This window comes from Lysobacter sp. F60174L2, from assembly GCF_052547135.1.
Window position 1 is genome coordinate 1,008,778 of record NZ_JBQWRA010000001.1, and the last position, 17,383, is coordinate 1,026,160.

Here is a 17,383-nt window from a genome sequence, read left to right on the forward strand (position 1 = left end):
GCGGCCTTTACCAGCTGAAGCCGGCGCCCACGCCCACCGAAGACTCGCTGCCGGAGAACGCCCCGCCCACCGAGATGCTGGCGCGGTTGCCGGAGAAGGCGCGCTGGAAACCGACCGAGACCGCCTCCTGGCCGCTGTAGGACCCCAGGCCGATGCCGATGCGGTTCTCGCCGGACAGGCCGGAGGTGTTCATGGCCATCTGCGACATCGCCGCGCCCATCGCACCGATCCGCGCCATAGCCCGGTCCTGGGTGTGGAAACGGTCGTCGACCTCGTTGCGGAACTCGTTCAGCCCGGCATCGAACGCGGCGATCTGCTGGTCGGTGTAGGCATTGGCCGAGGTCAGCGTCTGGGTCGTGGTGGTGTCGGTGTAGGTGCGTGCCGATGCAAGCGTGGAGGCGTCGCCGGCATCGGCATGCGCGTTGGCGGATGCGATCGCGGCGGTGTCGCCGGCATCCGCGTAGTCGTTGGCCGCATCCAGAGCGACCGCGCTGACATTGGCGATCCGGCTGTCGGTGTAGTCGTTGGCCTGGGACAACGTGGCCGCATCGCCGGCGTCGGCGTAAACGCTGGACTGCGCCACCGCCGTACCCGCCACTGCCTGCAACTGGCCCAGATTGACGGCATCGGTGGCCGCCACGCCATCGGCCACGTTGACCACCCTGCGCTCCGCACCGATGTCGCCGATCGACACGGTGTTGTCCTGGCCGGCCACGGAACCCGCGCCGATGGCGACGCTGTTGGCACCGGTGGCGACAGCGGCGAAACCGAGTGCCGTGCTGTCGGCGCCGGAAGCCGCCGACGCAGCACCAACCGCGGTGGAGAAGTCGCTCGCTGCCCATGCGCTGGCACCGAAGGCCGAGGAACCGGTTCCATCGGCTTCGGTGACATCGCCCGTAAGGTTGCCACCGACGGCGGTGCTGGCATTGCCCAACGCGACGCTGCGGTCACCGACCGCAACACTGGTGACGCCGATCGCCTGCGAACTGAAACCCACGGCGGTCGCCTGAGCCCCTTGGGCGATAGCGCCGTACCCGAGCGCGGACGACAGTCGTCCGAACGACATGCTGAATCCGCCCAGCGCAGTCGCCCCGACATCCTGCGCGCCGCTGTTGAAACCAATTGCGGTCGATTGCTGGGCCACTGCACCGCCGTTCCCACCATCGGTCTGCGTTCCGATCCCGATGGAATAGGCACCAGCCGCGTAGGAATCGGTACCCAGCGCGGATGCGCCCTGGCCCAGCGCCTGCGCGCCGTTGCCGATCGCCGTGGCCTGGTCGGCCGCCGCGTACGAGCCGGCACCGAACACGGACGCGCCGATACCCTGCGCCCAGGCGCCATTGCCGCTGGCGGTCGCGCTGTCGCCGAGGGCGATGGTGCGATAGCCGAGCGCCATCGCGCCGACGCCTTCGGCGACGGCGACCGAGCCGACCGCGATCGCGCCAAGGCCCTGCGCTTCGGTGGCCAGCCCGAGGTTGTCCGGATCCGGGTCGCCGCCGCCGATCGCGATGGTCTCGCGGCCGATCGCGGAAGCATTGGCACCCAGTGCGACGCTGTTGTAGCCATCGGCGCCGGCGTTGGTGCCGCCGGCGAACGAGTTCTGCCCGGTGGCATACGACAGCGCGCCGATCGCGGTGCTGTCGATGCCTTCCGCGCCGGAGCCGGCACCGATGGCGGTGGCGCCGGACGCCGTGGCGATGGTGGTGTAGGGGGTGCCATCGAGGTCGACGTAGGTGCCGCCGATGGCGGTCGCCGAGTCGGCCTCGGCAAGGCTGTTGCTGCCGACCGCGGTGGCATTGGCGCCGATCGCGCCTGAGAAGTACCCGAGCGCCGAAGCGCCGGCACCCTCGCTGTACGCGAGCGAGCCGAACGCCGACGCGCCTGCGCCGATCGCCGCCGCACCCGGGCCACAGGTGAATGCATCGGGGTCGAGCGGCGGCAGCTCGAAGGTCGGGGTCAGGCCGTCGAGCGTGTACACACAAGCAGCGGGCGCCGATTGCGCCAGTGCCGCGCCCAGCGGGGCCAGCGGCAATACCAGCAGCAGCGCGGCCGCACTGCCCAGGGCCGCCACGCTGCGCCGCCGGCCGCCGGCGGCCTTTCCATTACCGCTGGCGAGTTCGGACGCCACCACCATCATGCCGCGCGCGCGGCTCCACACCATGCCGTAGATCTTGTTCATCTGTATTTGTCCTGGAATCGGATGCGACAGCCGGACACGCGCGCATGCGCACGCGGTCCGCCATCGGCGGGATAAGTCGGTAGGCGCGGGCCGCCGTGGCGACCCGCGCGATCAGGCACTCAGGGGGCGCAGGCCACGTCGACCTGGGCGAACGCGGCGGTCACGTCCGCGGCCGGATAACCCCGGTCGACAGCCGCCTGCTCCACGCCACAGGCGCCACCGTCGAAGGTTTCCAGCGGCCCCCAGTACAGCGCGTTGGCATCGTGGAACACCTCGAACGCCTTCCGGGTGTCCCAGCCGGCGGTCTTGGCGAGGGTGCAGAAGGCGCGGTTGTAGACGCCACTGGAATAGTGGACGTCGAGGCCGTCGTAGTAGTCCCTGGCGCTGTCGATCGACACGCCATCGTTGCTCGGGGTGCACATGTCACGCAGCGACGGTCCGAGCAGCGGCACGACTTCGGGCTTGACGATTTCGTCGCCCACCAGGAAGTTGTTGCTGCCGCGGTCGAAGTACTTGACCGCTTCGCCGGCCATGTCGGAGAACGCTTCGTTCATGCCGCCGGACTGGCCGAAATACTCCAGGCCCGAATGCTGCTCGGTGAAGCCGTGGCTGATTTCGTGGCCGGTGATGTCCAGCACGACGAACGGATAGAAGTACGAATCGCCGTCGCCGAAGACCATCTGCGCGCCGGTCCAGAATGCGTTGCCGTAGTTGGTGCCGTAGTGCACCCACATGTCCAGCCGCATCGGCGTGGTGCCGTCGGTGGTCAGCGGCGGTGCGCCGAACCAGCTGGTGTACATGTCATGCACGACGGACCCGAAGTGGTGGGCGTCGTTGATCGGCGATGCGGCGCCATTGATGTCATCGCCGCTGCTGGTGCCGGCGGGGGTGCCGATGCCGCAGCCGAACGACCACAGGGTCAGGCGGTTGCTGCCGATCACGTTGTAGGTCGCGACGTCGTCGTTCTGCGTGTAGCAGACGTTGCCGATGCGGGTGACCCGCAGCGGGTCGAGCCCGGGGCCGGAACCGTCGTAGTTGTAATAGCCGGTGGCCGGGTTGCCGCCCGGCCCGTAGGCGGTCGCGGCGACAGGGGTCGAGGTGCCGCCGGGCGGGCGCCGGCCATTGGTGAGGCCGTCCCACTGGCGGATGACCTGGCCGGTGTTGGCGTCGATCAGCGCGGTCGGACGGGTCGGCTTGCCGTTGAAGGTGGTGAAGTACGAACTGCGGTAGACGAGCCGGGTCGGTGCGTTGTCCGCCGTATGGACCAGCAACTCGTTGCTGGCGTTGTCGACGCTGCGGACCAGGCGATGGCCGGCGCTGGCCTTGAGCGCGGCATGCGCCTGGCTGGCGGAGATACGCGGCTGCACGCTCGGCACCTCGGATGCCAGGTCGCGCTGGGCCTCGCCTTCCACGCGCAGGATGGTTCCGGCGCGGTCGCGCTCGACCACGAGGCGCGAGCCGTAGACCGGTACGCCGCGCCACACCTGGCGCTCGCGGGTCTTGGTGGTACCGCGCGCCGTGCGAACCCGGGCTTCGGTCACCAGCGCGCTGCCGGTGCCGAGGTGCAATCTGGTGGCAAGCGCGCTGTTGGAGAGCCGGCCGAGCCGCCCGGCTTCGATCTTGTCGGCGGGCGCGGCGGCGGCTGTCGCCATGGCACCGATACCCATTGCGGCAACCAGTGCGGAAGCCAGAATCTTCTGCTGCATGTATTGGACCCCTGAAGTCGGAAAGTCCCGCCGGACAGCCGGGGAAACCGGCAGTGGGCGGGCACGGGAAGCGATTGCCGTCGGCGACTTATCCCCAAGTCCACCAACTTTCCGAACCTACTTCTCATTTGCCATGTGAGTCAAATCACATTACGGACCGATCGCAGCGGCCGGGCTATTTCGCCGACGCGCCTAGGGATCCAGCCAGTCGCCACCGTCGTCGATCGCGTCCAGCCGGATCTGGTTGGCGAACAGCGAGAACGCCAGCATCCCCGCCAGGCCGTTGGCGCGGGCGATCCAGCGCGGCATCCAGCGCGGCGGCAGCAGCACGCCGGATTCGAACAGCGGCGCGAAACGCTGCACGTCGAGCAGGGTCATCTTGCCGGCGAACAGCCAGCGGCACAGGCGCAGTTGCCGCTGCCGCATAGCCCAGCGGAAGAAGGTGTGCACCCCGACCAACCCGCGCAGGTACACCGCGTCCTTGGTGAACGCCGCGCCGCCGGTGGTCGGCACGCCACGGAACACGCGCTGGGCCGAGGCGAAGCTTTCTTCGGGACTCTGGCCGGAATCGAGGAAGTAGCGGAACACCTCGATGAAGTCGGCGCCCTCCAGCGCCATCGCCACCGCCTCGATCCGCAGGCTGAGCCGCTTCATGCGGCTGATGTCGATGCTGCCGGTGATCTGTTCGGCGAACGTCGCCAGCCCTTCCTGGGTCGCGGTGGCGCGCGGCGAGGACAGCGCCAGGCTTCCGAGCACCGGCTGCTCGCGGCCGTTGAGGGCGCTCAGCGAATGCACGAAGGCTTCGTGCTGCAGCAGCTGGTCGCGGTCGTAGTCGGTGAAAGAGGCGGTGGTGCGCAGGCGGATGCGGGTGGCGCCGGCGGCGGCCTTGGCGATCAGGTCGGGATCGAGCACGACGTCGATCACGCGCTCGTTGAAGTAGTCGTCGAGGTCGCGTTGCAGTTGCAGCTGCAAGGCGGTGGCGGAGATCGCGACCTGTTCGGCCGGCGATATCAGTTCGCGGTCGTACTCGTCGGCGATCGCGAGGAAATGCCGCGCGGCGACGCGGGCGTCGGGGCCGTTGCCGGGCAGCGGGTCGAACGGGCTGCCGTAGAGCTGGATCGAGAGGTCGGTGACCGCGCTGGTGCCGAGCGCTTCGCAAAGCCGGGCGGCGGTGGCCCAGCTGCGGGAGGAGTCGATCAGGTACTGGCCGAGCGGGTGGCCGGGATCGGCTTCGCGCCCGATCGCGTCGAGTTCGGCGCGGGCCGCGCTGAAATCGTGCCGCGGGTATTCGATCCGCGGCAGCCGGGCGACGCCGCGGGCGTAGTCGGCGACGAAGTCGGTCTCGCGACCGGCCGGCCAGCTGGCCAGGCTCAACAGCTTGATGTCGCGGGCGACGGCGACCATGCGCGCGTCGAGCGCGGCGTGATGGGCGACGTCGGGCGCGAGGGCGGTCATCAGCGCCGGGTTTTGCGGCCGCTGGGGCGTGCGTTGGGGATGTCGCCGGCCGGTTTGGCGGCGGGCCGGCCGGGCGCGCGGGTGGCGGTGTTCTCGGCCTGGCGCTGGGCCAGCCGGTCGGCGGCGCCGGCGACCTCGCTGCCAAGCTTGAGGTAACTGGCAAAGCGTTGCGGGTCGAGCTTGCCGGCCTCGATCGCGGCGCGCACGGCGCAACCGGGTTCCTTCGCGTGCTGGCAGTCGCGGAACTTGCAGTGCGCGGCCAGCTCCTCGATGTCGGCGAAGCTGTCGGCGACGGTTTCCTCGCCGGTCGGCTTGAGCTCGCGCATGCCGGGGGTGTCGATCAGGCAGGCGCCGGACGGCAGCGGGATCAGCGCGCGGTGGGTGGTGGTGTGGCGGCCGCGGTCGTCGCTCTCGCGCACGGCGCCGGTCTTCATGCGTTCGATCCCGAGCAGGGTGTTGGTCAACGTCGACTTACCCGCGCCGGAGCTGCCGACCAGCACCGCGGTGCTGCCGGGTTTCAGCCACGGATTGAGCGCGGCGACGCTGTCGGGGTCGCGGGCGTTGACTGCGCGCACGGCGATGTCCTGCGCGGCCAGTTCGACCAGCGCCGCGAGCGAGCCGGGAACGTCGGTCGCCTGGTCGGCCTTGGTCAGCACCACCACCGGCTCGGCGCCACTGCCGTGGACCAGTAGCAGGTAGCGCTCGATCCGGCGCGGGTTGAAGTCGGCGTCGAGGCCGCAGACCACGAACACGGTGTCGACGTTGGCGGCGATCAGTTGCTGCCTGTAATGCTCGCCGGCGGCGCCGCGCTTGATCGCGCTGTGGCGCGGCAGCAGCGCGACGATCTGGTCCTTGCCGGCGGCGTGCTCGGTCGAGGGCGCGATCAGTACCCAGTCGCCGACGCCGGCGCGCTGCTCGGCCGGGGTCGCGCCCTTTTTGTAGCTGGGCGCGCGCTGCCACTGCGGCGGCGACTCGACCGCGAAACTGTTGTCCGGGCCGTCGGCGACCACGTAGCCGCTGCGGTGTTGCTCGACCACGCGCGCCGGGCGGGCCTGCGGATGGGCGGCGATGGCCTCGCGCCAGCCGGCGATCGCGGGCTGGCCGTCGGAATCGAGCGGCCAGCCGATCGCCTGCAGGGCGAGGTCGGGAATCACGACGAGCGGTGGGTTTTGCGCATGGCTGGATTCTACAGTCGCGGGCGGCCCCCGCCGGCCGATGGAATCCCGGGCGTAGAGGGATGTAGGAGCGACGTGAGTCGCGAACGCCTCGGCATGGATCCGGGCGCCAGCATCCGTTTGGCGACAATGCGTCCCGGAAGCGACGCGATGGTCTGCCGCACGGTGCGCGGTCACGGGCGGCGTGGTGCGTCGTGCGTTCGCGACTTACGTCGCTCCTACAGGGGTTTCGGGTCGTATGGCGTGGTGGCCGGCCGGGCGTGGCGGGCGGCGGGGAATCGGCTAGGCTTGGCCGACCCCACATTGACCCGTTTCCCGATGCCGCCTGCCAGCCTGAAAACCCGTGCCCGCCTGTCCGAAGTGCGTTACGAGATCCGCGGCGAGCTGGCCCGCCGCGCACGTGAGCTGGAGACGCAAGGCCGGCAGTTGATCAAGCTCAACATCGGCAACCCGGGCGCGTTCGGATTCCGCGCGCCGGAGCACCTGCAGCAGGCCATCGCCGGACGCATCGCCGATACCGATCCGTACACCCACCAGCAGGGCCTGCCGGCCGCGCGCGAGGCGATCGCCGCGTTCCACAGGCAACGCGGCACGCCCAACGCCAGCGCCGAGCGGGTGTTCGTCGGCAACGGTGTCAGCGAGCTGATCGATCTGTCGCTGCGTGCGCTGCTCAACCCCGGCGACGAGGTGCTGCTGCCCTCGCCCGACTACCCGCTGTGGTCGGCCTCGACGATCCTCAACGACGGCCGGCCGGTGTATTACCGCTGCGCCCCGGAAAACGGCTTCCTGCCCGATCCCGACGAGATCGAGGCGCTGGTCAGTCCGCGCACGCGCGCGATCGTGCTGATCAACCCGAACAACCCGACCGGCGCGACCTACCCGCGCGAGTTGCTGGAACGCATCGTCGCGATCGCCGCGCGACACGGCCTGCTGCTGATGGCCGACGAGATCTACGACTCGATCCTGTACGACGGCGCGACCTTCCAGCCACTCGCGCCGCTGGCCGGCGAGGTGCCGTGCCTGTCGTTCGGCGGACTGTCGAAGGTCCACCGCGCCTGCGGCTGGCGCGTCGGCTGGGCGATGCTGTCGGGCGACCCGCTGGCCAGCGGCGAGTTCCACCACGCGATGGACCTGCTCGGCGCGCTGCGGCTGTGCGCCAACGTGCCGGGGCAGTTCGCGATCGAGGCGGCACTGCACGGCGAGGACACCATCGCGCCGTTGTGCGCGCCGGGCGGCCGGCTGTACGAGGCACGCCGCGCGGTGGTCGAGAGCGTCGCCGCCAGCGAGCACCTGCAACTGGTCGAGCCGGCCGGCGCGCTGTACGCGTTCCCGGCGGTGACCGGCGCCGCGGCGCAGGGTTTCGACGACCACGGGTTCGCCCTGGAACTGCTCGAATCCGAGGACGTGCTGGTGGTGCCGGGCTCGAGCTTCAACGTGCCCTACCGCAACCATTTCCGGGTCACCCTGCTGCCGCAGCCGGACGACCTGCGCGAGGTGTTCGCGCGGATCGAACGCGTGCTCGCGCGCCGCGCCGATGCCGCCGCCCGCGGCCGCACCGCCGCGGCCTGACCGCAGTCCCACGGAGCTTCCATGGCCACCGACCCCACCGCCCTGACCTACCTCGCGCTTGGCGACAGCTACACCATCGGCGAGGGCGTCGCGTCCGGCGAACGCTGGCCGGTGCGCCTGACCCTGGCCCTGCGCGAGGAAGGCCTGCCGCTGGAGTTCCCGCGCACGCTGGCGACCACCGGCTGGACCACCGACGAGCTGTCGACCGCGATGGACGCCGCGCAACCGCCGCTGGGGCATTACGACTTCGTGTCTTTGCTGATCGGGGTCAACAACCAGTACCGCGGCCGCAGCGCCGGTGACTATCGGGGCGAATTCCACGGGTTGCTGAGGCGCGCGATCGCCCTGGCCGGCGACCGCAGCGACCGGGTGCTGGTGCTGTCGATCCCGGACTGGGGCGTCACCCCGTTCGCGACCACGCAAGGTCGCGACGCGACGCAGGTCGCTGCCGAACTGGACGCCTACAACGCCATTGCCGCCGAACTGTGCGGACAGCACGGCGTGGCGTTTGTCGACATCACCGGCATCAGCCGCGCGCGCGGTGCGGAGCAGTCGATGCTGGTCGACGACGGCCTGCATCCGTCGGCGGCGATGTACGCGCTCTGGGCCGAACACGCACTGCCTGTTGCACGCGGGTTGCTCGGTCGCCGGGAATGAGCGTCGCCACCCGGCCGATGGCGCGCGAACAGGCCCGCGCGATCGCCGCCGCGTTCGCCCCGGCACGCCTGTTCGGCAGCCGCTGGGACTACTTCTACAGCCGCAGCAAACTCGCCAGTGACCCGTTGTATCCCGGCGTCTGCGAGGCGCTGCGCGACAGCACCACACCGCTGCTCGACATCGGCTGCGGGCTCGGCCTGCTCGCCCACGCGCTCCGCGCCGACGGCATCGGCCTGCATTACCGCGGGATCGACAACGATGCCGGCAAGATCGAGCGCGCCCGGGGCGCGGCGCAACGGCAGGGACTGGTCGACGTCGGGTTCGATTGCGTCGACCTCGCCGGCGCCGGGTTTTCACTCGACTCGCTCGGCCACCGCGGCAGCGTCGCGATCCTCGACGTGCTGCAGTTCATCCCGCCCGACGCGCAGGACCGCACGCTCGACGCCGCGATCGCGATGCTGGAACCCGGCGCGCGGCTGGTGATCCGCACCGGCCTCGACGACGGCGGCCGGCGCGCGCGCGTGACCCGCGCGGTCGACGTGTTCTCGCGCGTGCTGGGCTGGATGAATGCCGGGCCAAGCCGTTACCCCTGCGCCGACGCCTTGCGCGCGAAGTTCGACGCCGCTGGGCTGGTGTCGGAGTTCACTCCCCTGTACGGCAACACCCCGTTCAACAACTGGCGCGTGGTGGCGGTAAGACCGGCCTGATTGCCCGTCGGCGGTGGTGCGTAATGCCCACGCCGCGAAAATGCCGGATACGAATGTAGGAGCGACGTAAGTCGCGATTTCCCTGTTCCCACGTATCGCGCATTGCGCGCGGAATCCCGGTGTCGCGATCGCACTTCCTCGCACGCGGGCGTGTGTTGATGGACGGTTGGCGAGGAAATCGCGACTTACGTCGCTCCTACACGTGGGGCTTTTCGGGTTCGGGCGGCAGCCGCTCCGGCAGCACCGTCCGGTAGCCCAGCTCCTCCAGCCGTAGCAGCAGCAGCGCGATCGCCTCGACGTTGCGGCCATGGCGCGCACCTTCATGCAGCAGCACGATCGCGCCCGGCCCGAGGTCGCGCTCGATCCGCGCAACCACCGCCGCCGGCTCCGACGCCACCGCGTCGAAGCCACGCGCGCTCCATGCCACCCGCGCCAGCCCGTACTCGCGCAGCGGCGCCGAGACGAACGGGTTGGCCATGCCGACCACCGCCCGGAACCAGCGCGGCGCCACCCCGCCGATGCCGGTCAACGTCGCCTGCGCCTGCGCCACCTGCTGGCGCATCCGCGCCGGCCCCAGCGCCCAGAACCATGCCTGCGGGTGCGACTGGCTGTGGTTGCCGATGCCATGCCCGCGCCGCGCGATCTCGCGCAGCGTCGCCGGGCGGGCCTGCGCGCGCTCGCCGACCACGAAGAAGGTCGCGGTCGCACCGTGGCTGTCGAGCAGGTCGAGGATCGCGTCGGTGTCGTCGGAGGGGCCGTCGTCGATCGTCAGCCAGACCACCCGCTCCCGCGTGGGCAGCCGCACCAGCACCGGGCTGAACATCGCCGAATCGGGCTTCATCACGCCCCACAGGAACACCATGTGGCTCGCCAGCATCAGCGGCAGGCCGACGGCCCAGCCCAGTTGCCACCACGCCATCGCGACCAGCAACTGCGAAACCACCAGCGCGACCAGCCAGGCATGCGGGCGGCGCGGAACGCGGTGGAGGGCTGTGTCGGACATGGCCGGCATCATGCCATCGGGCCTGGCGGACGGCGTGGCACGAAAGCACCCGCAACGCGGCGACACATCACAAGTCAGCCCCGGTAAACCGGCCGCCGCGCCCACGGCGGTACACTGGCGGGCCCACGTCCGTTGCCGGTAAACCGCCATGTCGCTCGACCCCGCCCTGCACTCGCGCATCCAGTCCCTGCTCGACGCCAACAAGGTCGTGCTGTTCATGAAGGGCGAGCCGGGCGCGCCGCAGTGCGGCTTCTCGGCCAAGGCGGTCGGCGCGCTGGCGTCGACCGGCGTCGCCTACCGCCACGTCGACGTGCTGTCCGACCCGGAGATCCGCGAGGGCATCAAGCAGTACGGCGAGTGGCCGACGATCCCGCAGCTGTACATCGGCGGCGAGCTGGTCGGCGGCAGCGACATCATCGAGCAGATGGCCAACTCCGGCGAGCTGCATGCCGCGCTCGGCGTGCCCGCGCCGGACCGCACTCCGCCGCAGATCAGCATCACCCCGGCCGCGGCGCAGATGCTGCGCGAGGCGGTGGCCAATGCCGGCGACGGCTACGCGCTGCAGATCGAGATCGACCCGCGCTTCAACGCCAAGCTGCAGCTGGCGCCGGTCGATGCGGGCGCGATCGCGACCGAGGCCGAGGGCCTGCGCGCGCAGTTCGACCTCGCCAGCGCCCAGCGCGCGCGCGGCCTGTCGATCGACTGGGTCGACGACGAGCGCGGCCGCGGGCTGGTGATCGAGAACCCCAACGCGCCGCCGAAGGTCACCCCGATCAGCGCGGTGGAGGCGGCCGAGCGGGTCGCCGCCGGTAGCCTGGTGCTGGTCGACGTGCGCCCGGCCGAGGAGCGCGCGAGTGCCTCGGTCAACGTGCCGTTCTCGATCATGGAAGGCGAAGCGCTGGCGCATCTGGAGGCGCTGCCGAAGGACACCGAGCTGGCGTTCCTGTGCCACCACGGCCGCCGCAGCGCGCAGGCCGCCGAGCATTTCCGCGGGCTTGGCTTCACCCGGCTGCACAACGTCGAGGGCGGCATCGAGGCGTGGAGCGAGACCGCCGACAGCCACGTGCCGCGGTATTGAGGCGGCGCCGCGGTTGACCGCATCGGGTCACCGTTCGGCTCCGCGATTCATCCGCAGCCGCCAGTGGGCACGAAGCCGGATGTAGGAGCGACGTAAGTCGCGATTTCCCCGGCAACCGTGTGGTGATATTCGATCGGCGCGCAGGGACATCGCGATCGCGATGGCGGGATTCCGCGCGCATAAAGTCATATCCGGCAGCAGTGAGATCGCGACTTACGTCGCTCCTACATCAAGGCCTTTGCCTGGACTTCAGCCGACGAAGCCGCCCTGGTCCAGGAACTCCTGCTCGGCCGGGGTGGTGACGCGGCCGAACAGGCGGTTGCGGTGCGGGAACCGGCCGAAGCGCTCGATGATCCCGTGGTGGTGCACCGCCCATTTGTCCGCGCCGGGTTCCATCAGGCGGTACAGCTCCAGCGCGCGTTGCTGGTCGAGCATCGCTTCGGAATGGATGAACGGCAGGTAGAAGAACGTGCGCAACTCCGGGTCGACCTGCCGGTCGAAGCCGTGCCCGACCGCGCGCTCGGCGACGCTGCGCGCCAGCGGGTCGGTGGCGTAGGCGTGTGCGCTGCCACGGAACACGTTGCGCGGGATCTGGTCGAGCAGCAGCACCAGCGCCAGTGCGCTTTCGGCCCATTCGGCCCAGTCGTGCAACTCGCCGCGCGCGGCGGCCAGGTGCAGGTCGAGGCAGGCCTCTCGGCATTGCGCATCGAACGCCGCGCCACCGCCAAACCACTTCGACTCGCCCGCCTCGCGCCAGAAACCTACGACCTCGCTTGCCCTCGCATCCATCGACCCACCTCCACTTGATCGATTCGCAGCCTAGCAAGGCTTCACGCAAATCCGCGTATGCGCGTGAAGCAGGTTCAACCGGGTTGGGCTGCATCGACCAGGTCGCTCCCGGCAGCTTCCGCTCAGCCCGTTTCCCAGTCCTCGCCCTCATCGTCGCCCAACTGTGTCTCCAGCTCGGTGATCCACGCCGCGGTGATGCTTTCCAGCGTGACCGCGTGGATCAATGGCTGGATCGCCCCGCCCGCCGCGCCGCCCGAATACGACTCGGCGATGAAGCGCGCATAGCGCTCGCGATAGACCCGCCAGCCCAGGTGCACCGCCTCGAACGCGTCCAGCCCGTGGCCATCGAGTTGCGCGCGCAGGCGGGCGACCAGGCCGTCGAGCCGCGCGTCGGCCTGCCGGAACGAGGCGATCGCACGCTCGTTCATCGCGTCCTCGTCGAACGCGGTTTCGTCACCGGAACGCGCGACCTCGGCGACCTCGCTGACGTAGCGGTCGGCGATGCGCACGGCCGCCTCGGCCTTGCCGATCAGCCGGCTTTCGAACCGGCGCAGCTCGTCGAGGCTGGTATTGGCACCTTCCAGTCCCTGCTTGAGCGCGAGCAGCTTCTGGTTGCGGTCGATCGCCTCGACCGTGGGACGCCGCTCGACCCGGCGCTGGACGAAGTAGAACGCCCAGGTCAGCACGGCGCCGGCAAGCAGGTAGGCGAATTGTTCCATCGGTGAATTCCTCCAGGCCGACAGTGTGCCGTGACGGCATCGCAGCCGTTGCGATTTGCCCAATCGGTCGGTTCGCCAGGTTCCGCGGGTTCCGTGGCGCCGGTCACCCGCCCGTGACGTTCGTCAGGGTTGGCACCGCCCCGGCGCACGGCTACGGTCCGGAGGTCGTCACGCCAATGAACGGGGAACCCGATGCACCGACCACAGCTTGCCGCGCTCGCGGCCGCGCTCGCCTTTTCGCTGGGCGGCGGTGCCGTCCACGCCGCGCAGGACAAGGGCGCGTCACCGTTCTCCAACGACCCGTATCCGAGCACCTACCAGCGCATCGCCGCGCCGCCGGTGCTGATCGACAACGCGACCGTGCTGACCGGCACCGGCGCGCGGCTCGACAACGCCGACGTGCTGATGGCCGACGGCCGCATCGTCGCGGTCGGGCCGTCGCTGGAACTGCCGGCGGGCGCGACCCGGGTCGACGGCAGCGGCAAGTGGGTGACGCCGGGCATCATCGACGTCCACTCGCACCTCGGCGTCTATCCCAGCCCCGGTGCGCGCGCGCACAGCGACGGCAACGAGGCGACCGCGCCGGTGACCGCCAACGTCTGGGCCGAGCATTCGGTCTGGCCACAGGACGAGGGCTTCAACGCCGCGCGTGCCGGCGGCATCACCTCGCTGCAGATCCTGCCGGGTTCGGCCAACCTGGTCGGCGGCCGCGGCGTGACCCTGAAGAACGTGCCGGCGGTCAGTTACCAGGCGATGAAATTCCCCGGCGCACCGTGGGGCATGAAGATGGCCTGCGGCGAAAACCCCAAACGCGTGTATGGCGACAAGGGCGGCCCGTCGACCCGGATGGGCAACGTCGCCGGCTACCGCGCGGCGTTCATCGACGCAACCGAATACCTGCAGAAGAACGGCGGCGGCAAGTCCGCTGAGAAGCGCAGCTGGTGGCAGTCCGACGAGCCCGACAGCGGCAAGGACAGCGGCGGCAAGCGCGACCTCAAGCTGGAGACGCTGGCGGGCGCGATCAACGGCGACATCCTGGTCCACATCCACTGCTACCGCGCCGACGAGATGGCGACGATGCTCGACCTTGCCGAGGAGTTCGGTTTCAAGGTTGCCGCGTTCCACCACGCGGTCGAGGCGTACAAGCTGGCCGACCGGCTGGCTGCCGAGGGCGTCTGCGGCGCGCTGTGGGCCGACTGGTGGGGCTTCAAGATGGAAGCGTTCGACGGCATCCAGGAGAACATCGCGCTGGTCGACCGTCCCGCCGGCAGCTGCGCGATCGTGCACAGCGATTCGGAGGAAGGCATCCAGCGGCTCAACCAGGAGGCGGCCAAGGTCATGGCGCACGCGAAGCTGGCCGGCATGGAAATTACACCTGAGCACGCGATCCAGTGGCTGACCGCGAACCCGGCCAAGTCGATGGGCATCCTCGACCAGACCGGCACCCTGGAGGCCGGCAAGATGGCCGACGTGGTGGTCTGGAACGGCACGCCATTCAGCGTGTACGCGCAGGCCGAGCAGGTGTATGTCGACGGCGCGCGGGTGTACGACCGCGACGACCCGTCGCGACAGCCGGAGTCGGACTTCATGCTGGGCCAGTCGACTGGCGATGCGATCCAGGTCGGAGGTGTGCTGTGAGCCGCCCCGTGCCGAAGCCGCTCGCGCGCGCCTCGCTGGCCGCGGCCTTGCTGTCGTGCCTGGCACTGACCGCGAACGCGCAGGACATGCTGGTCCGCGACGCCACCGTACACACCGGCGGCGCCCGGGGCACGCTGGAAAACACCGACGTGCTGGTCCGCAACGGCCGCATCGCCGCGATCGGCAGCGGCCTGGCCGCGCCGGCCGGCGTGCAGGTGGTCGAGGCCGGCGACCGGCCGCTGACCCCGACGCTGTTCGGCGGCATCACCGGGATCGGCATCGAGGAGGTCTCGGGCGAACGCTCGACCGTCGACAACACCCTCGCGCTCGGCGCCGAAACCCACCAGATGATGGTGCGTCCGGAGTTCGACGTGACCCTCGCCTTCAACCCGGCGTCGGTGCTGATCCCGGTCAACCGGATCGAGGGCATCGGCTGGACCCTGCTCGGCGCCGGCAACGACGACGGCGGCTCGATCATCGGCGGCCAGGGCGCGGTAATGCGGCTCGACGGCAGCGTCGACCCGGCCGGCCCGGACGTGCTGTTCATTGACCTCGGCAGCGACGCCGCCGGCCTCAGCGGCCGCTCGCGCGCGGCGCAATGGATGATCCTCGACCAGTTGATCGACGAGGCGCACGGAAGGATCGCGCCCGACGCCAACGCCGCGCTGCTGACCCCGGCCGGCCGCGCCACATTGAAGAAGTACATCGAAGGCGGCCGCCGCGTGGTGGTCGAGGTCGACCGCGCCGCCGACATCCGCCAACTGCTGCGCTGGTCGGACCGCCATGGCGTCGACATCGCGATTTCCGGCGGCGCCGAAGCCTGGAAGCTGGCCCCGCAACTTGCGGCGGCGAAGGTCCCCGTTTTCGTCGACCCGCTGGCCAACCTGCCGGCCGGCTTCGACCAGATCGGCGCCAGCATGGAGAACGCCGCGCGGCTGCGGGCCGCCGGTGTCGCGGTCGGCTTCAGCCAGGGCGGCGACGCCAGCCACAACGCGCGCAAGGTCCGCCAGCTGGCCGGCAACGCGGTCGCCAACGGGTTGCCCTGGGACGACGGCCTGGCCGGGCTGACCTCGGTACCGGCGCAGGCGTTCGGCGTCGCCGACGAACTGGGCAGCATTGCCGTCGGCAAGCGCGCCGACCTGGTGCTGTGGAGCGGCGACCCGCTGGAGGTCAGCGAAGTCGCACTGCAGGTCTGGTTCGACGGCGAGCCGATCGAGATGCGCAGCCGCCAGACCGAACTGCGCGACCGCTACCTGCGCCCGCAGGTGCCGCGCGCGAACGGCGGCCTGCCAAGGGCGTATCCGACCGCGGACGAATAGTCCGCGGCGCGGCCGGTTCGTGGCTTGCCTGGTGCGTGCCGCCGCACCTGACTCGCTCCCTGTAGGAGCGACGTAAGTCGCGATTGCCCTGCCGTCGCAACCGGCGTATTGCGCGCAGGATCCCGCCATCGCGATCGTGATCTCCCGCACCCGGTCCGCAACGACCGACGGTTGGCGAGGAAATCGCGACTTACGTCGCTCCTACATCCGCCGCGGCCCCACCGCGACCTCGCGGCGGCCCGCCCCATCCGCACGGCCGCAACACTGGATAGCGACAACAGTCCGGCCAGCCCCACCCCCGGCGCAGCCGCCCGCCCCGGCGCGTGATGACACCAACACCCACCCGCCCCCAAGCAGCGCTATGCTGTCGGCGTTTTGTGACGAAGTCGTCATTACTGCCCCGGGGGTCAACGATGCGTATCGGTCTGGTGGTCGACTCGGCGTGCGATCTGCCGCTGGAGTACCTGCAACGGCACGAGGTGACGGTATTGCCGATCACCGTGCGCATCGGCGAGGCGGTGCTGGCCGACCACCGCAACGAGGAGGCGACGCTGGAGTTCCTCCACGCGCACGTCGCCGAGGGCGGCGCCGAGGCGGAGACCATGCCGTTCACCGTGCAGCAGATCCACCAGCTGTTCCTGGAGCGGCTGGTGATCGACTACGACTACGTGTTCTGCATGACCATCACCAGGTCGCGCAGCCCGATCTTCGACAACGCCCAGCAGGCCGGCTTCGCGATCCTCAACGACTACAAGACCACGCGCGCCGCGGCCGGCAACAACACCCCGTTCGCGCTGCGCGTGATCGACACCCAGAACCTGTTCGCCGCACAGGGCATCACCGCGGTCGAGGCGGTGCGCCTGCGCGATGCCGGCGAAGGCGCACCGAAGATCCGCGCACGGCTGGAGAACCTCGCCCTGCACACCCACGGCTACCTGGTGCCGCGCGACCTGTACTACCTGCGCGCCCGTGCCCGCACCAAGGGCGACCGCAGCGTCAGCCTGCTCAGCGCCGCGCTCGGCAGCGCGCTCGACATCAAGCCGGTGCTGCACTGCAACCGCGGCGAGACCGGTCCGGTGGCCAAGATCAAGGGTTTCGAGCCGGCGGTGGAGAAGGTGTTCGCCGGCACCATCAAGCGCATCCACGCCGGCCTGATGACCCCGACCGTGTGCCTGAGCTACGGCGGCGAGCTCGACGAGATGCGCGCACTTCCGGGCTACCAGGAACTGCGCGCGGCCTGCGTCGACAACAACATCGAGCTGTTCGAAAGCGTCATGAGCCTGACCGGCATGGTCAACGTCGGCAAGGGCGCAGTGGTGGTCGGGTTTGCGTCGGAAGGCGGCATCACGTTCGAGCGCTGATCGGAAAAGTCGTTCCGGTGCACACGGA

At 70.1% G+C, this 17,383-nt stretch carries 14 protein-coding genes; 7 read left to right on the forward strand and 7 right to left on the reverse strand.

From position 1 onward, the window contains the following. Positions 1-7: 7 nt before the first annotated feature. The 4 genes from ACT9AS_RS04630 to rsgA form a co-directional block, all read right to left on the reverse strand. A complete protein-coding gene (locus ACT9AS_RS04630; protein ID WP_445098932.1) occupies positions 8-2,179 on the reverse strand; it encodes an ESPR-type extended signal peptide-containing protein in 2,172 nt (723 codons plus the stop codon). A 119-nt stretch (positions 2,180-2,298) separates the two neighbouring features. After that, positions 2,299-3,885: a M4 family metallopeptidase gene (locus tag ACT9AS_RS04635; protein WP_445098933.1), complete on the reverse strand. Its 1,587-nt coding sequence runs from the start codon at positions 3,883-3,885 to the stop codon at positions 2,299-2,301. 192 nt (positions 3,886-4,077) lie between these two features. Then, positions 4,078-5,340 (reverse strand): tyrosine/phenylalanine carboxypeptidase domain-containing protein, encoded by a 1,263-nt coding sequence (locus ACT9AS_RS04640; RefSeq protein WP_445098934.1) that lies wholly within the window; start codon positions 5,338-5,340, stop codon positions 4,078-4,080. Continuing rightward, a complete protein-coding gene (gene rsgA, locus ACT9AS_RS04645) occupies positions 5,340-6,494 on the reverse strand; it encodes a ribosome small subunit-dependent GTPase A (RefSeq protein ID WP_445098935.1) in 1,155 nt (384 codons plus the stop codon). Before rsgA ends, ACT9AS_RS04640 begins: the two co-directional genes overlap by 1 nt. Positions 6,495-6,833: 339 nt before the next feature. On the opposite strand from rsgA, the gene ACT9AS_RS04650 reads away from it, so the two are divergent. Genes ACT9AS_RS04650 through ACT9AS_RS04660 form a run of 3 tightly spaced genes read left to right on the forward strand, consistent with a single transcriptional unit; the run spans position 6,834 to position 9,448 of the window. Then, entirely contained in the window at positions 6,834-8,084 is a 1,251-nt protein-coding gene (locus ACT9AS_RS04650) for an aminotransferase class I/II-fold pyridoxal phosphate-dependent enzyme (protein WP_445098936.1), read from the forward strand. A 21-nt stretch (positions 8,085-8,105) separates the two neighbouring features. Then, positions 8,106-8,741, forward strand: coding sequence for a GDSL-type esterase/lipase family protein (locus tag ACT9AS_RS04655; protein ID WP_445098937.1), 636 nt, complete (start codon positions 8,106-8,108; stop codon positions 8,739-8,741). A 17-nt stretch (positions 8,742-8,758) separates the two neighbouring features. Continuing rightward, a complete protein-coding gene (locus ACT9AS_RS04660; protein WP_445099034.1) occupies positions 8,759-9,448 on the forward strand; it encodes a methyltransferase domain-containing protein in 690 nt (229 codons plus the stop codon). 196 nt (positions 9,449-9,644) lie between these two features. On the opposite strand, the gene ACT9AS_RS04665 is transcribed toward ACT9AS_RS04660, so the two are convergent. Continuing rightward, the gene (locus ACT9AS_RS04665; RefSeq protein WP_445098938.1) at positions 9,645-10,451 is read right to left on the reverse strand and encodes a polysaccharide deacetylase family protein; all 807 of its coding nucleotides are present in this window, start codon (positions 10,449-10,451) and stop codon (positions 9,645-9,647) included. 148 nt (positions 10,452-10,599) lie between these two features. Between ACT9AS_RS04665 and grxD the strand changes: the two genes are divergently transcribed. After that, the gene (gene grxD / locus ACT9AS_RS04670; protein ID WP_445098939.1) at positions 10,600-11,529 is read left to right on the forward strand and encodes a Grx4 family monothiol glutaredoxin; all 930 of its coding nucleotides are present in this window, start codon (positions 10,600-10,602) and stop codon (positions 11,527-11,529) included. Between the two features lie 249 nt (positions 11,530-11,778). Here grxD and ACT9AS_RS04675 read toward each other — a convergent pair whose 3' ends face one another. Both ACT9AS_RS04675 and ACT9AS_RS04680 read right to left on the reverse strand, forming a co-directional pair. Then, positions 11,779-12,318: a DUF924 family protein gene (locus tag ACT9AS_RS04675; protein ID WP_445098940.1), complete on the reverse strand. Its 540-nt coding sequence runs from the start codon at positions 12,316-12,318 to the stop codon at positions 11,779-11,781. A 122-nt stretch (positions 12,319-12,440) separates the two neighbouring features. Then, entirely contained in the window at positions 12,441-13,037 is a 597-nt protein-coding gene (locus ACT9AS_RS04680; protein ID WP_445098941.1) for a lysozyme inhibitor LprI family protein, read from the reverse strand. Between the two features lie 192 nt (positions 13,038-13,229). Between ACT9AS_RS04680 and ACT9AS_RS04685 the strand changes: the two genes are divergently transcribed. The 3 genes from ACT9AS_RS04685 (at position 13,230) to ACT9AS_RS04695 (ending at position 17,355) form a co-directional block, all read left to right on the forward strand. Further along, positions 13,230-14,675: an amidohydrolase family protein gene (locus tag ACT9AS_RS04685; protein WP_445098942.1), complete on the forward strand. Its 1,446-nt coding sequence runs from the start codon at positions 13,230-13,232 to the stop codon at positions 14,673-14,675. Further along, complete coding sequence (locus tag ACT9AS_RS04690; protein WP_445098943.1) at positions 14,672-15,994, forward strand: amidohydrolase family protein; 1,323 nt, start codon at positions 14,672-14,674, stop codon at positions 15,992-15,994. Before ACT9AS_RS04685 ends, ACT9AS_RS04690 begins: the two co-directional genes overlap by 4 nt. 413 nt (positions 15,995-16,407) lie before the next feature. Next, positions 16,408-17,355, forward strand: coding sequence for a DegV family protein (locus ACT9AS_RS04695; protein ID WP_445098944.1), 948 nt, complete (start codon positions 16,408-16,410; stop codon positions 17,353-17,355). Positions 17,356-17,383 lie beyond the last annotated feature (28 nt).

Bases quoted from the DNA above. Each gene is read 5' to 3' on its own strand.
- ACT9AS_RS04655 (WP_445098937.1), top strand. From the start codon at position 8,106: ATGGCCACCGACCCCACCGCCCTGACCTACCTCGCGCTTGGCGACAGC.
- ACT9AS_RS04675 (WP_445098940.1), bottom strand. From the start codon at position 12,318: ATGGATGCGAGGGCAAGCGAGGTCGTAGGTTTCTGGCGCGAGGCGGGC.
- ACT9AS_RS04640 (WP_445098934.1), bottom strand. From the start codon at position 5,340: ATGACCGCCCTCGCGCCCGACGTCGCCCATCACGCCGCGCTCGACGCG.
- ACT9AS_RS04665 (WP_445098938.1), bottom strand. From the start codon at position 10,451: ATGTCCGACACAGCCCTCCACCGCGTTCCGCGCCGCCCGCATGCCTGG.
- ACT9AS_RS04660 (WP_445099034.1), top strand. From the start codon at position 8,759: ATGGCGCGCGAACAGGCCCGCGCGATCGCCGCCGCGTTCGCCCCGGCA.
- ACT9AS_RS04630 (WP_445098932.1), bottom strand. From the start codon at position 2,179: ATGAACAAGATCTACGGCATGGTGTGGAGCCGCGCGCGCGGCATGATG.
- ACT9AS_RS04650 (WP_445098936.1), top strand. From the start codon at position 6,834: ATGCCGCCTGCCAGCCTGAAAACCCGTGCCCGCCTGTCCGAAGTGCGT.
- grxD (WP_445098939.1), top strand. From the start codon at position 10,600: ATGTCGCTCGACCCCGCCCTGCACTCGCGCATCCAGTCCCTGCTCGAC.
- ACT9AS_RS04695 (WP_445098944.1), top strand. From the start codon at position 16,408: ATGCGTATCGGTCTGGTGGTCGACTCGGCGTGCGATCTGCCGCTGGAG.
- ACT9AS_RS04685 (WP_445098942.1), top strand. From the start codon at position 13,230: ATGCACCGACCACAGCTTGCCGCGCTCGCGGCCGCGCTCGCCTTTTCG.
- ACT9AS_RS04680 (WP_445098941.1), bottom strand. From the start codon at position 13,037: ATGGAACAATTCGCCTACCTGCTTGCCGGCGCCGTGCTGACCTGGGCG.
- ACT9AS_RS04635 (WP_445098933.1), bottom strand. From the start codon at position 3,885: ATGCAGCAGAAGATTCTGGCTTCCGCACTGGTTGCCGCAATGGGTATC.